Source organism: Klebsiella sp. GL120222-02, assembly GCF_003097195.1.
Taxonomy (GTDB): Bacteria; Pseudomonadota; Gammaproteobacteria; order Enterobacterales; family Enterobacteriaceae; genus Klebsiella; species Klebsiella variicola.
In genome coordinates this window covers 146846-160251 of sequence record NZ_QEQO01000008.1, presented here as the reverse complement: position 1 = coordinate 160251, position 13406 = coordinate 146846, and the positions used below count along the sequence as shown (strand labels likewise).

Below are 13406 nucleotides of genomic sequence, written 5' to 3'. Positions count from 1 at the left end.
CTGCCTAAAAACTATATTGCTGCAGTTCAGATGATAGCAAACAAGAAAATCATCTATCGAAAGTTAAAAAATAACTTTTTATATATTTGTTATGACAATGAGGCTGAATTGTAATTTAGCTTTCTTAACAAAACTGGATGGCAATACTTGACAATGATTATTCAAATTTACTGAACAATGAAAGCAAATTGTTTCGATTTTAATCATCCAACCGTCAGCCTATCATTTATCACATCGGGGCAACAACGCTCCAACACTGACAAAACACTTAAGGAATACGACCATGAAATCCATCAAAACTTTCGTTGCAGTTGCCGCACTCTCTATGATCTCTTTCAGTACTTTTGCTCAGAGCATCAGCGCCAGCGCTTCCACCCTGGACCGCGCAGAAGCCAAAATTGCCGCGCAGGCCGCAGAGCAAGGCGCGTCTTACAAAATCACCAGCGCTCAATTCAATAACCGCGTACATATGACCGCTGAGCTGACGAAATAAAATCGCCACATTGCCGGGCCGCCGGAAGAAACAGGCGACAGCGACAACACGATGAAATAAGGAACAGAATATGAAAAATATCGGCGTAGTCACCGCACTGCTGTTGGCCGCTACACTTTCGTCCGGCGTGATGGCCGCAGAGAAGAGCCAGACGCATCCGGAGGCGGGTTCAAATATCGATACATCGATGCATCAGAATCATATTGATGTCAGCCATGCCTTTGATAAAGAGAGCCTGACCGCAGGCAATCTTCAGTAAGACACTGCATAAGGCGCGCGTGGAAATATCCGCTGCGCGCTTTCTTTCTGCCCGTTTGACCATGGATTATCCGCCATAACCTCCGCTTTTGCCGTATCGATATACTACGCTTCTACACCTCGTTGCTTCCTGACAGCACATTTTGCAGATAACACTGCTTTCATCATGCGTACCGGACAGGCATTGAAAGCAGAAGTTGTCTGTTTTACTCAATAGCGTCCGCAGGGTTTTCTGCCAGGGCTTTTATCCACTTTTTCCCCTCTGTTATAGAGTACGACTATCCAGATGGTAAATTACGTCGTAGCATCTATCATTCGACTGTATGACTCATAAGCAGGAGCGGATGACATGAGAGTTAATGGACTTACCAAAGGATTTTTCATCCTTATCGTCTTTATTGTAACCCTGGCCTTTTTTGATGTTCTCTCACCCTATTATTCCGCCATCCTCTGGGCCGCGATCCTTGCGGTGATTTTTAATCCGGTCAAAAACAAGATTCGCACTCGCCTCGGCGAGCGCAATGGCCTCGCGGCGCTGCTGACCATCGTCATCATCTGCCTTATCGTTTTTACGCCGCTGGCGATCATCCTCTCGTCGCTGGCCTACGAGCTGAACGTGGTGTATAGCAAACTTCAGCATAACGACACTCAGTTCCCGACGGTGGTCGCCAGTCTGTTTGCTCACCTCCCCGGCTGGGCCAGAGGTTTCCTTGCCGAGCACAACCTCGATAGCGCGCAGCAGATCCAGCAGCAGCTCTCCGATGTTGCGCTGAAAAGCGGCCAGTATCTGGCCGGCAGCGCGTTTCTGATTGGTAAAGGCACCTTTGGCTTTACCGTCAGCTTCGGCATTATGCTGTACCTGCTGTTCTTCCTGCTGAAGGATGGGCCTTACCTGGTGCTGTTGACTCTCGAATCTCTGCCGTTATCGAGCTATGTGAAGCAGCACCTGTTCGCTAAATTCGCCGCGGTCGCCCGCGCCACGGTAAAAGGCACCGTGGCCGTGGCGCTGGCGCAGGGGGCGCTGGGCGGCTTTGCCTTCTGGGTTGCCGGTCTGGACGGCAGCATTCTGTGGGGTGCGCTGATGGCGTTCCTGTCGCTTATCCCGGCGGTAGGCTCGGCCATTATCTGGGTGCCGGCGGCGATTTACCTCTTCGCCACCGGGCAGCTGTGGCAGGGCGCCTTTATCGTCGGCTTCTTTGTGATTGTGATTGGCCTGGTGGATAACATTCTGCGTCCGCTGCTGGTGGGCAAGGATACCAAAATGCCGGACTACCTGATCCTTATCGCCACGCTGGGCGGCATGGAGATCTACGGTATCAACGGATTCGTTATCGGGCCGCTGATTGCCGCCTTGTTTATCGCTTGCTGGAACCTGCTGTCGGGACGAGAGCATGCCGGTAATACCGATGAAATAGATGAAGAATTCATTGAGGAAGCGAAAAATAGCCGCAACGAATAAGCTTCATGGGCCGCCGTGGCGCAAGGTGCGACACGGCATCACACCAGTACATAACACCATTCATTTTGAAAAAATTAGTAAATAAAACTTAACATTCAGCAAAGCAATGATAGGCTGTATCAGTCAGGAACGAAAATAAAGGATGATCAACCGTGAAAAAAATCACTACGCTAGCCGTTTCTCTGCTGACCGCCGCCTGCATGTCCGCTGGCGCCCAGGCCGCAGACCAGCCGCTGGAAAAAGTCGCGCCGTTCCCGAAAGCGGAAAAAGGCATGAAGCGTCAGGTTATTCAGCTGCCGCAGCAGCAGGATGAGTCAGCGCTGAAGGTTGAGCTGATAATCGGCCAGACGCTGGAAGTTGACTGCAACCACCATCGTTTAGGCGGGAAGCTGGAAAGCAAAACCCTGGAAGGCTGGGGCTATGACTACTATGTCTTTGATAAGCTCAGCGGCCCGGTCTCTACCATGATGGCCTGCCCGGATGGCAAGAAAGAGAAGAAATTTGTCACTGCCGGTCTCGGCGATGATGCCATGCTGCGCTACAACAGCAAGCTGCCGATTGTCGTGTACGCGCCGACCAATGTCGATGTGAAATATCGCATCTGGCGCGCCGACGAAACCATCGGTAACGCCGTCGTCCGCTAAGTCGACCCATCAAACCGACAAAAAAATGGCAGCCCGCAGGCTGCCGTTTTTGTCAGAGCGTTTGTCAGAGCGCGATATCCGCCATCGGCTTACCACCGCTCAGCGGCTTCAGCTCCGCCTGCGGGGCTTCATCCGCCACCGCGGCCGGCTCATATTTCAGCTCCAGCACTTCACTGGTCCACGCCAGCGCTTTCTCAATCTCCGCCGGGTTGCCGTCAAGGCGAATACCGTAGGTCGGGATGATGGCCTTCAGCCTGGCCTGCCATTCCGGCGAATTGACTTTGTCTTTAAACACTTTTTCCATTAGCTGCAGCATGATAGGCGCCGCGGTGGAGGCGCCTGGCGATGCGCCGAGCAGCGCCGCGACAGTGCCTTCGTCATCGCTCACCACTTCAGTACCGAGGCGCAGTACCCCGCCCTTCTTCGCATCGCGCTTGATAATCTGCACGCGCTGACCGGCCTGCCACAACCGCCAGTCCTCTTTCCGCGCTTCCGGATAGTACTCGCACAGCGCCGCCAGGCGATCTTTATCTTTCTGCATCACCTGGCTAATCAGGTATTTCACCAGATCGAAGTTGTCCAGACCGACGTTGAGCATCGGCAGAATATTCGAGGTATTCGTCGAGGCCAGCAGATCCCACAATGAACCGTTCTTCAGGAAGCGGGTCGAGAAGGTGGCGAACGGCCCGAACAGCACCACGCGTTTACCGTCGATAATACGGGTATCAATGTGCGGCACCGACATCGGCGGCGCGCCCACTTCGGCCTGGCCGTAAACCTTCGCCAGATGGTGGTTCACCACCTCCGGATTTTCGCAGACCAGGAACTGGCCGCCGACCGGGAAGCCCGCATACTCTTTGGCCTGTGGAATGCCGGTTTCCTGCAGCAGCGTCAACGCCGCGCCGCCGGCGCCGATAAAGATGAATTTCGCTTTAATGACCCGCTTCTGACGACGGTTGTCGGCATCCGCGAGAGTGACCGTCCAGCTCTTGTCGGCGTTGCGCTTGAAGCGACGTACCACGGTACCCAGCTGCAGGGAGAAATTATCATGCTTTTGCAGGCCGGCGATCAGCTGGCGGGTAATTTCGCCATAGTTGACGTCGGTTCCCACTTCAGTACGGGTGGCGGCCACCTTTTGCTGCGGATCGCGGCCTTCCATTACCAGCGGCGCCCAGGCTTTGATCTGCTGATGGTCTTCAGAATAGCGAATACCGCGGAACAGTTCGCTCTGCTGCAGCGCCGCATAGCGCGCGCGCAGGAAGTTGACGTTATCTTCGCCCCACACAAAGCTCATGTGCGGCACGCTGTTAATGAAAGATTTTGGTTTGTTCAGGACGCCGCGCGTCACCTGATGCGCCCAGAACTGACGCGAGATATGGAAGGCTTCGTTGATGTCGACCGCTTTGTCGATATTGATGCCGTTGGCGGTCTGCGGCGTGTAGTTCAGCTCCATTAGCGCCGCGTGGCCGGTACCCGCATTGTTCCACCCGTTTGAGCTCTCTTCCGCCACGCTGGACATCTGCTCAACCATGGTAATAGACCAGTCTGGCTCAAGCTCCTGCAGCCAGGTTCCCAGTGTGGCGCTCATAATGCCGCCGCCAATCAACAATACATCCGTCTCTTGCTCATGGCGGGTGTTGGTCCGAGTGCTGTTGGGACCAACCGCCTGTGAGCGTGGTACGGCCATCTTTTTATTCATCGGATTTGAGCCTTACTTTACTCGCTGTTTTTATTTAGCGCAGGTGATACGATTCTCACCACTCACGTTACCACCGAAGCTCAAAAATTTAAATATTGTTTAAATTTTAAGTTCTGTTTTGAGATCCGTTATAAAAATGTTTAATAAATGTATACACCAAATCACTTTTTGTACTGGTAGCCTTGGGGATTCCGCGCTATCATCCTCGGTTTTGTGACAGACCGCACGGAAGCAGGGCCTGCCACCGCTCCCTCTTTTTTATAAGCTGCGAACTTTTTTTATGCCCCCAGTTTCTGACCCCGCCGCTTCCGGCAATCTGCGCCCCATCCTCCGCTCCCCGTCGTTACTGACGCGCGAAGTGCTGGCCGGCGTGCTTACCGCCCTGGCGTTAATCCCTGAAGTTATTTCGTTTTCGGTCATTGCCGGTGTTGACCCGCAGGTCAGCCTGGTTGCCTCGGTGGTGCTTTGCCTGGCGATGTCGGTCCTCGGCGGGCGCCCGGCAATGGTGACGGCTGCTGCCGGGTCGGTGGCGCTGGTCATTGGCCCAATGGTGCATCAGTACGGCGTGGGCTACATTCTGCCGGCGGTCATTCTGGCGGGTATGATTCAAATTTTGTTTGGTCTGTGCGGCATGGCGCGCCTGATGCGTTTTTTTCCCCCGGCAGTGATGACCGGGTTCGTCAATGCCCTCGGGATCCTGATTTTCTTTGCTCAGGTACCGCACTTCTGGAGTCGCCAGCCGCTGATCGTCGGCCTGTTCGTCCTGACGCTGCTTATCGTCCTCTGGGCGCCGCGCTTCATTAAGGCCGTCCCGGCGCCACTGATCGCCATTGTCGCGCTCACTCTCTATACCGTCACCACTGGCCAGCAGTTGCCCACCGTCGGCGATGAAGGCTCGATGAGCGGCGGCCTGCCGGGATTCACTGCCCTGACCGTCCCCCTGAACCTGGCGACACTGCAGATTATCTGGCCGTGCGCCCTCAGTATCGCCTTTGTCGGTCTGATGGAGTCCCTGCTGACGGCTAAGCTGGTGGACGATCTCACCCATACCCCGTCGAACAAATCGCGGGAAAGCGCCGGGCTGGGTATCGCTAATATCCTTGCCGGCTGTTATGGCGGTATCGCCGGCTGCGCGATGATCGGCCAGACCATCGTTAACGTGGAGATGGGCAGAGCCCGCAGCCGTCTCTCAACGGTGATCGCCGGTCTGGTGCTGCTCCTGCTGGTGACAGCGCTCAGCCAGGTGATGGCGCAGATCCCGATGGCGGTGCTGGCAGGGGTGATGGTGATTGTGGCGGTGAAAACCTTTAGCTGGCATAGTATTCGCCCGGGCGAACTGGTGCGTAATCCGTGGCCGGAAACGCTGGTGATGCTGGTGACCGTCGCCGCGACGGTGGGAACCAGCAATCTGGCGATCGGCGTGCTGGCGGGGATCGTCGCCATGGCGCTCATCCCCCGCCGCCTGCGCACGAAGGCGCAGGCTACATCAGAAACAGCGTCGCCAGACCAAGGAAAATAAAGAAGCCGCCGGTGTCGGTGATAGCGGTGATCATCACGCTGGAGCCGACCGCCGGGTCGCGCCCCAGCTTCACCATAACCATCGGGATTATCACGCCCATCATCGCCGCCATCAGCAGGTTGAGCATCATGGCCAGCGTCATCACCCCACCGAGCTGCGGATCGTCATACAGCCACCAGGTAATGGCCCCCATAATCCCGCCCCATACCAGGCCGTTAATCAGGGCGACCCCCATTTCACGCAGGATCAGGAAGGTAAAGCTGCCGGGCTGGATCTGCTGTAGCGCCATCGCCCGGACGATCATGGTGATCGTCTGGTTGCCGGTATTGCCGCCGATCCCGGCGACGATCGGCATCAGCGAGGCCAGCGCCACCAGCTGTGAAATGGTGTGTTCGAAGCCGTCGATGACCCTGGAAGCGATAAACGCCGTACACAGGTTGACCGCCAGCCACGCCCAGCGCGTTTTCACCGCCTTGCTGACCGGGGCGAAGACATCCTCTTCATCGCTCAGGCCCCCCATCCGGCGCAGATCGTTATCGGTTTCTTCATAGACCACATCGACGATCTCATCGATGGTCAGTCGCCCGATCAGCTTACCATCGGCATCAATGACGGCGGCGCTGAGCAAGTCATCACGTTCGAAGGTGCGCGCCACCTTCTCCGCCTCTTCGTGCGGCTGAAAGGTGACCGGATCGCCCTCCATCACCTCCCCTACCCGCTTCTGCGCATCGTTGAGCAGAATGGTCTGCAGCTCCAGCTCGCCGAGCAGCAGCTTGTTACGGGTGGTGACGAACAGCTTATCGGTGTTTTCCGGCATTTTACCCAGACGCCGCAGATAGCGCTGCACCGCTGCCAGCGTGGCCTCCGGTCGCACCGTAATGACCTCAAACTCCATGATCGACCCGACGCTGTTGTCGGCGTAGCGCATAATCTGGCGAATACGGGCACGCTTCTCGGCCGGCAGGGTCGCCAGCAGCCGTCCGGTCAGGTTGCGCGGCAGATGCTGCAGCAGGTAAACCTGTTCATCGATATCCAGCGGCTGCATCGCCTGCAGCAGCTCGGGGTCGCTCATCTTGTCGATCAGGTCGCCCCAGACATTTTCTGAGGCTTCCAGCAGCACTTCGCCGCGTTTATCGTCAGGTACCAGGCACCATAGCGCGGTACGGGCGTCATAGGGGAGCGCTTCCAGCGCATCGGCGAGATCCGGCGGCGGCAGATGCGAGACCAGGATCTCGACTTCCGCCAGGTCATCGGCCAGCGTGCCTTCATCATAGCGTTCGGCCAGCGTTAGTTTGCCCAGCAGCGCGGAGGTCACTGCTTTATCGGTGCTCAAGAGCCAAATCAGACGGGCGCGCTCTTCGTCACGTAAGCGGGCGCTTTTTTTATGCAAAACGGACATCGATCGGGCAATCCTTTTGAGAATAGTGAGCCGGCCTGCGGGCCGGAAGCCTTAAGCATAGCGCGAGGAGGGGGAAATAATAACCGCCAGCAATGTAGTCGCTGAAAATTTCAGCGGCGTGGCGCCCAGCTTTTCCCCCGGGCTCGCGGCGAGCATCAGGCCGTACGGGCCACCGCATCGCGGGAAGCCTGCGCCCGCTCCTCCCCGGTGAGCTCGGACAGCTGGCCGGCACGCATCTCCAGCAGGCGATCGGCGTGCTGGAAATAGTGATCGTCATGGCTGATGGCGAACACGGTTTTCCCCATCTGCTGCATCAGCGGCAGCAGCACCTGATAGAACTCGCGGCGGAAATGCGGATCCTGATCCGCCGCCCATTCATCCAGCAGAATGATGTCCCGGGACTCGGCCAGCGCCAGCAGGAGCGCCACGCGCTTCTTCTGCCCTTTCGACAGCCGGAGGTCGGCGATTTTCCCGTTCTCCAGCTGCAGCTTGTGGGCCATTTGCAAACGCTCCAGCCACGTTGCCACCAGCGCCGGATCGGCCTCCTCTCCCTGCGGCCCGAGCAGGCGGTCAAACAGCCAGACGTCGGTAAACACCGCGGAGAACAGTTTGCGATACTCCTCCGGTTTATCCGCCGCCAGCGGCTGGCCGTCCACGAGGATCTGACCGAAAACCGGCTGATACAGGCCGGTCAGGAGCATCGCCAGGGTTGACTTGCCGCTGCCGTTGCCGCCGATCAGAAACACCAGCTCGCCGCGTTTCAGCGTCAGGTTAAGCGGCCCTACCGCAAAGCGCTGGTCCGGATAATGGAAAGTGACATCGCGCAACTCCAGCGTCTGCCAGTCAGGATGCGCCTGCGGCCGGGGAAATTCGGCTTGATATGGGGCGAGAGAGAACTGGCGCAGCTTGTTAAACGCCACCTGGGCGCTGAGCAAGGTGGGCAGCGCGCCGACGGCGGAGAGCAGCGGCGTGCGCAGAAACAGCAGCGTCAGGGAATAGGTCGCCGCCACGGCGGTATCGGCCCAGCCGAGGCTGTTGGCCATCCAGAACACCAGCCCGATGGCGCCAAGCATCATAATATTCGACCAGTTAACCGCGCTGAGATGGAAGGTATCGGCGCGAACGATATGGTGCCGATACTCCCGGGCGTCCGGGAGGTAGAGCTGATTAAACACATACTCCGCGCGCTCGCGGTTGAGGGTCAGCTCTTTGCGCCCCTCCAGCACCGTCTGGTAGTCGTGATACAGTTTATCTTCCGTTTCGCGCAGGCTGGCCATATGTTTGTACACCCGCGACACCAGCACAAAACCGCCCCAGATGGTGAGCGCCATCCACAGCGCCGTCACCAGCATCATTTTGCCTGACAGCCAGGCCAGATAGGCGGCAGAGCCGAAGGTCAGAATGATCCCCTGCACCAGCTCCGGCAGGCGCACAAAGGCGATGGTGATGTTACGGATATCGCTGGTCAGCCCGGCAAGCAGCGACGCGCTGCCGATCTTATCCACCTGTTCAATCTGAGTATCGAGGATGCGTTTAACAAATTCGCCGCGCAGGCGATAAACAAAATGGTGGCCGAGGGTGGTCAGCGCCAGCTGGGAGCCCAGCGTCACCGCCATCAGCAGCCCCAGCAGGCCTAGAAACTCCGGCAGGACCCGCAGCGAGGTATCGACAGCGGTAATCAGGCGCAGGTTAATGAAGGCGATTAAGCCGATACCCAGCGCGGCGCTGAGCAGACTGAGGGCAATCACGCCGAGAAACGGCCAGCGATACTGACGCCAGACGAGAGAGAGAAGTTCCATAACAGGCTATCCGGAAAAGCAAAACAGCCAGCAGTTTAAACGGCTCGCCGATGACATCAAGAATAATTCTTATTTTAATACTGGCGACTGCCCGCCTGCCGAAAAGTGAGGTTGTAACGACAGTCGCCCGTTTCGGGGTGATGCCCGGCTTTCAGCGGCTGAATACCATGATAAAACAGACGCGACTCGCCGCCCCAGACCACCACATCGCCATGCTCCAGCAGCAGCCGCTGTAGCGGGTCGCTGCGTTGCAACCCGCCAAACTGAAAGATGGCCGGCAGACCCAGCGAGACCGAGACGATCGGCGCCCGCAGATCCTGTTCATCTTTATCCTGATGCAACGACAGTTTTGCGCCCGGCTGATAGCGGTTAATCAGACAGGCGTCGGGGGAAAAGTTCGGATAGCCGCCGGCCGCGGCTGCCGCCAGCGCCAGTTCGCGGAATACGGCAGGCATCGGCGGCCAGGTTTGATCGGTTAACGGGTCGACCGGGTCGTACAGGTAGCCGTGGCGATCGGTGGTCCAGCCCAGCGCGCCGCAGTTGGTCATGGCGACCGACATGGTGTATCCGCCCGGCGTGACCATCTGGCGAAATGGCGACTGGCGGGCGACATCGGCAATCGCCTGCAGCAGCGCCGGGGCGCGCTCGCGGGCGAAGCGTCGGAGCACCACCGCACCGGGTGCCAGCGGCTCCTGCCACGGTGGCGTATCGCTAAACAGATCGAGCATTATTCCTCCTCGTATTGGGCCTCGCGCGCCAGCAGCTGCGCTTTCCGCGCCGTTCCCCAGCGATAACCGGACAGCGCGCCGCCCTCCCGTACCACCCGATGGCAGGGAACGATCACCGCCAGCGAATTCGCCGCGCAGGCGCCAGCCACCGCTCTTGCTGCTCGTGGCAGACCAATATGCTCTGCCACCTGGCGGTAGCTGCGGGTCTCGCCCGCCGGGATCTGCCGCAGCGCCTGCCAGACCTGCAACTGAAAGGCGGTGCCCTGCAGATCCAGCGGCAGCGATACCGGCCGCCGGCTGTCGTCGAGGTGGGCGAAAACCTCGGCCATTTGGCGACGGAACTCAGGGGTGCCCTGGCGCAACTCGGCGTTGGGAAAGCGCTGGCGCAGGTCGTCGAGCAATGCCGTATCGTTATCGCCCGGCAGAACGGCGCAAACGCCACGCTCACTCTGCGCCACCAGACAGCGGCCCAGCGCGCAGTCGCCCGTGGTCCAGGTCACCACGGTGGCGGCGCCGCCGCGGCGAAACTGACGGGCCGTCATGCCTAATGCCGCATCGGCCTGACGATAATAGCTGCTGCTGTCGGGAAAACCGGCCGCCAGCGCGGCGCGGGTCACCGTGTTCCCCTGCTCCAGCGCTTCCCGCAGACGTCGGGCGCGCCACGCCTGTTGCCACGCTTTGGGGGTCATACCGGTGACGGATTTAAACAAACGGTGGAAATGAAACGGGCTGACCGCCAGCTCACGAGCCAGCGCCTCAAGGGTCAGGGGCGCGTCCTGCTCCAGCAACCGGCAGGCCTGCGCCACTTTGTCGACCCTTTGCTGCTGCGGATCGTCTTTATCCGGCTGGCAGCGTTTGCAAGGGCGGAACCCCGCCGCCACGGCAGCGGCGACGTCGGCAAAAAAGCGCACGTTTTCCCGCCGCGCACGACGCGAGCGGCAGGAAGGGCGGCAGCAGATACCGGTGGTCAGTACCGCAAAGACAAACTGACCATCGGCCCGGGTATCACGTTCGCAGACCGCCTGCCAGCGGCGGTCATCGGTATCGGCAACTATCGGTTTCATGACGAGGCTCCTGCTGTAAGTGTATCCTCAGTCTGCGGCGACGCCCGCAGCAAAAAACCCGCAATCTTGCTTTTTAATTTTTCTCGCCGACGAGGAAGGTGCGAAACTGTGGCGACATCCAGGTTTTAAACCCCTCGCCCTCTTTGACGATCATATAGACTGCCAGCCCCTGCTCGCGCACCACCTGCTGCGCTTTTTCCGGCCCGAGGACCATCAGTCCGGTATCCCAGCCATCCGCCTCCAGCGCCGTTGGCGCAATGACGGTCACGGAGACCAGCTTATGGGTTATCGGCTGCCCGGTCTGCGGATCGATGACGTGCGAGATACGTTTGCCGTCGAGTTCATAGTAGTTGCGATAGCTGCCGGAGGTGCTGATGCCGTGACCATTGATGTCGACAATCGCCTGGACGGCGTTTTCCCGGTCAGTCGGTTTCTGGATCGCCACCCGCCAGGGCTTGCCTTCGCCGTTCATCCCGCGGCTCACCAACGCCCCGCCCACCGACACCAGATAGCGGGAGATCCCCTCCTGCTCCATCAATCGCGCGAGGTGATCGGCAGCATAGCCCTCCCCCACCGTGGAGAGATCGACAAACAGATCGGGGATATCTTTTTGCAGGAATTGCCTGCCGCTCTGATTGATAACCTGCAGATGCTGCAGGCCGGTGCGCGCCTTCGCCGCGGCTATCGCCTGGGCATCCGGGGTGGTGACCGGCTGTTTATCCGGGCCAAAGCCCCACAGATTGACCAGCGGCCCCACGGTAATATCCATCGCGCCGTGCGTTTTGGCGCCAATCCGCAACGACAGCGTCACGATGTCCGCCATCGCTTCGCTCACTGGCCAGGGCCGGGTATCCGCCGCGTGGTTGAAACGCATCAGCGCCGAGTCGTTTTTCCAGGTCGAGAGCAGGCGATCGTCGGCATCCAGCTGGGCCTGAACCTTGGCGCGCAACGCCTCGGCCTTTGCCTCATCCACGCCAATGACGCTGACCCGCCAGAAGGTGCCCATGGTTTTGCCATCCAGCACGGTGGCCGTCGAAGCCGGGGTCGCAGGGGTGGTGGCTGAATCGCAGCCAGAGAGCAGTACGCAGGCGCCCAGCAGTGCGGCGCGAAAGAAAGTCATGTCCATTAGTCGAGGCTCCTCTTACCAGGGCGACAAGAGTATACCAGCGAGGTTAAACCAGACATAAAAAAAGGCGCCAGAGGCGCCTTTTTCTTGTGCAGCTTGCGACTTAGAACTGGTAAACCAGGCCCAGTGCAACCACGTCGTCGGTAGAAACACCGGCGTTGCGGGTGAAGCTGTTGTCGTCCAGCAGGTTGATTTTGTAGTCAACATAGGTGGACATGTTTTTGTTGAAGTAGTAAGTCGCGCCAACATCAACATATTTCAGGAGGTCCTGGTCGCCGTAGCCTTCCAGATCCTTACCTTTAGACTGCAGGTAAGCCACGGACGGACGCAGACCGAAGTCGAACTGGTACTGAGCAACCACTTCGAAGTTCTGTGCTTTGTTAGCAAAGCCCAGGGAACCGGCGCGGGTCGCGTTGTAGGTCTGGGTGTACTGAGTGGCCAGGTAGATGTTGTTCGCGTCGTATTTCAGACCACCGGTGTAGGTTTCAGCGTTGTCGCCGTTACCCAGAACCAGGTTGTTCTGATCGTCGGTACGTTTAGAGTGAGAGTACGCGAAACCAGCGCTGATGCCATCAAAGATGTCATAAGTTACAGAAGTACCGTAGCCGTCGCCATTCTGTTTCTGCGCGCCACGACCGTTGTTGGTCGCGCCTTCGCCGCTGACGCTGCCGTTTTTACCCTGGTACTGCAGAGCAAAGTTCAGGCCGTCAACCAGACCGAAGAAGTCAGAGTTACGGTAGGTTGCAACGCCGTTAGCACGGGACTGCAGGAAGTTGTCAGAACCGTAGGTGTCGCCGCCGAATTCCGGCAGAACGTCGGTCCAGGACGTTACGTCGTATACCACGCCGTAGTTACGACCGTAGTCGAAAGAACCCGCGTCGCCAAATTTCAGACCGGCGAATGCCAGACGAGTCCATGCCTGATCGCTGGAGCTTTCAGTGTTGTTCGCCTGAACGTTGTATTCCCACTGGCCGTAACCGGTCAGCTGGTCGTTGATCTGAGTTTCGCCTTTAACGCCTACACGCATGTAGGTCTGGTCGCCGTCTACGCTCTTGTCGTCAGAGAAGTAGTGCAGACCATCGATTTTACCGTACAGGTCTAATTTGTTGCCATCTTTGTTATAAATTTCAGCCGCATTTGCTGCGCCTGCTACCAGCAGAGCCGGTACCAGGAGGGACAGTACTTTAACTTTCATGTTATTAACCCTCTGTTTGTTAT

At 58.2% G+C, this 13406-nt stretch carries 12 protein-coding genes; 5 read left to right on the top strand and 7 right to left on the bottom strand.

Annotation, left to right across the window (positions count from 1 at the left end):
- The first annotated feature begins 283 nt into the window (after window positions 1-283).
- From N438_RS21830 to eco, 4 genes are all read left to right on the top strand, one after another.
- Window positions 284-493: a YdgH/BhsA/McbA-like domain containing protein gene (locus tag N438_RS21830; protein ID WP_116696508.1), complete on the top strand. Its 210-nt coding sequence runs from the start codon at window positions 284-286 to the stop codon at window positions 491-493.
- A gap of 70 nt (window positions 494-563) precedes the next feature.
- Window positions 564-752, top strand: coding sequence for a hypothetical protein (locus N438_RS21825; protein ID WP_008803987.1), 189 nt, complete (start codon window positions 564-566; stop codon window positions 750-752).
- Between the two features lie 348 nt (window positions 753-1100).
- The gene (locus tag N438_RS21820; RefSeq protein WP_012967534.1) at window positions 1101-2210 is read left to right on the top strand and encodes an AI-2E family transporter; all 1110 of its coding nucleotides are present in this window, start codon (window positions 1101-1103) and stop codon (window positions 2208-2210) included.
- 152 nt (window positions 2211-2362) lie between these two features.
- Window positions 2363-2854 carry a serine protease inhibitor ecotin gene (gene eco / locus N438_RS21815; protein WP_012541004.1) on the top strand — a complete coding sequence of 164 codons (492 nt, stop codon included), beginning with the start codon at window positions 2363-2365 and terminating at the stop codon, window positions 2852-2854.
- 64 nt (window positions 2855-2918) lie between these two features.
- Here the strand turns inward: eco and mqo are convergent, their stop codons facing one another.
- Window positions 2919-4553: a malate dehydrogenase (quinone) gene (gene mqo / locus N438_RS21810; RefSeq protein ID WP_012541003.1), complete on the bottom strand. Its 1635-nt coding sequence runs from the start codon at window positions 4551-4553 to the stop codon at window positions 2919-2921.
- Between the two features lie 358 nt (window positions 4554-4911).
- On the opposite strand from mqo, the gene N438_RS21805 reads away from it, so the two are divergent.
- Window positions 4912-6072 carry a SulP family inorganic anion transporter gene (locus N438_RS21805; RefSeq protein WP_088717737.1) on the top strand — a complete coding sequence of 387 codons (1161 nt, stop codon included), beginning with the start codon at window positions 4912-4914 and terminating at the stop codon, window positions 6070-6072.
- Here the strand turns inward: N438_RS21805 and mgtE are convergent.
- The 6 genes from mgtE to N438_RS21775 all read right to left on the bottom strand — a co-directional run bounded on the left by mgtE (window position 6035) and on the right by N438_RS21775 (window position 13383).
- Window positions 6035-7471, bottom strand: coding sequence for a magnesium transporter (gene mgtE, locus N438_RS21800; protein WP_012541001.1), 1437 nt, complete (start codon window positions 7469-7471; stop codon window positions 6035-6037). The two genes, N438_RS21805 and mgtE, sit on opposite strands and share 38 nt — an antisense overlap.
- Window positions 7472-7626: 155 nt before the next feature.
- Entirely contained in the window at window positions 7627-9270 is a 1644-nt protein-coding gene (locus N438_RS21795) for a multidrug ABC transporter permease/ATP-binding protein (RefSeq protein WP_064323974.1), read from the bottom strand.
- 74 nt (window positions 9271-9344) lie between these two features.
- A complete protein-coding gene (gene alkB, locus N438_RS21790) occupies window positions 9345-9998 on the bottom strand; it encodes a DNA oxidative demethylase AlkB (RefSeq protein ID WP_008803980.1) in 654 nt (217 codons plus the stop codon).
- Entirely contained in the window at window positions 9998-11062 is a 1065-nt protein-coding gene (ada, locus tag N438_RS21785; protein ID WP_008803979.1) for a bifunctional DNA-binding transcriptional regulator/O6-methylguanine-DNA methyltransferase Ada, read from the bottom strand. Before ada ends, alkB begins: the two co-directional genes overlap by 1 nt.
- Window positions 11063-11135: 73 nt before the next feature.
- Window positions 11136-12188: an FAD:protein FMN transferase ApbE gene (apbE, locus tag N438_RS21780; RefSeq protein WP_023340560.1), complete on the bottom strand. Its 1053-nt coding sequence runs from the start codon at window positions 12186-12188 to the stop codon at window positions 11136-11138.
- 103 nt (window positions 12189-12291) lie between these two features.
- Window positions 12292-13383: a porin OmpC gene (locus tag N438_RS21775; RefSeq protein ID WP_008803977.1), complete on the bottom strand. Its 1092-nt coding sequence runs from the start codon at window positions 13381-13383 to the stop codon at window positions 12292-12294.
- Window positions 13384-13406 lie beyond the last annotated feature (23 nt).

Coding starts and splice junctions, on each gene's coding strand:
- apbE (WP_023340560.1), bottom strand. CDS start 12,188: ATGGACATGACTTTCTTTCGCGCCGCACTGCTGGGCGCCTGCGTACTG.
- N438_RS21825 (WP_008803987.1), top strand. CDS start 564: ATGAAAAATATCGGCGTAGTCACCGCACTGCTGTTGGCCGCTACACTT.
- alkB (WP_008803980.1), bottom strand. CDS start 9,998: ATGCTCGATCTGTTTAGCGATACGCCACCGTGGCAGGAGCCGCTGGCA.
- N438_RS21820 (WP_012967534.1), top strand. CDS start 1,101: ATGAGAGTTAATGGACTTACCAAAGGATTTTTCATCCTTATCGTCTTT.
- N438_RS21795 (WP_064323974.1), bottom strand. CDS start 9,270: ATGGAACTTCTCTCTCTCGTCTGGCGTCAGTATCGCTGGCCGTTTCTC.
- ada (WP_008803979.1), bottom strand. CDS start 11,062: ATGAAACCGATAGTTGCCGATACCGATGACCGCCGCTGGCAGGCGGTC.
- N438_RS21775 (WP_008803977.1), bottom strand. CDS start 13,383: ATGAAAGTTAAAGTACTGTCCCTCCTGGTACCGGCTCTGCTGGTAGCA.
- N438_RS21830 (WP_116696508.1), top strand. CDS start 284: ATGAAATCCATCAAAACTTTCGTTGCAGTTGCCGCACTCTCTATGATC.
- mgtE (WP_012541001.1), bottom strand. CDS start 7,471: ATGTCCGTTTTGCATAAAAAAAGCGCCCGCTTACGTGACGAAGAGCGC.
- mqo (WP_012541003.1), bottom strand. CDS start 4,553: ATGAATAAAAAGATGGCCGTACCACGCTCACAGGCGGTTGGTCCCAAC.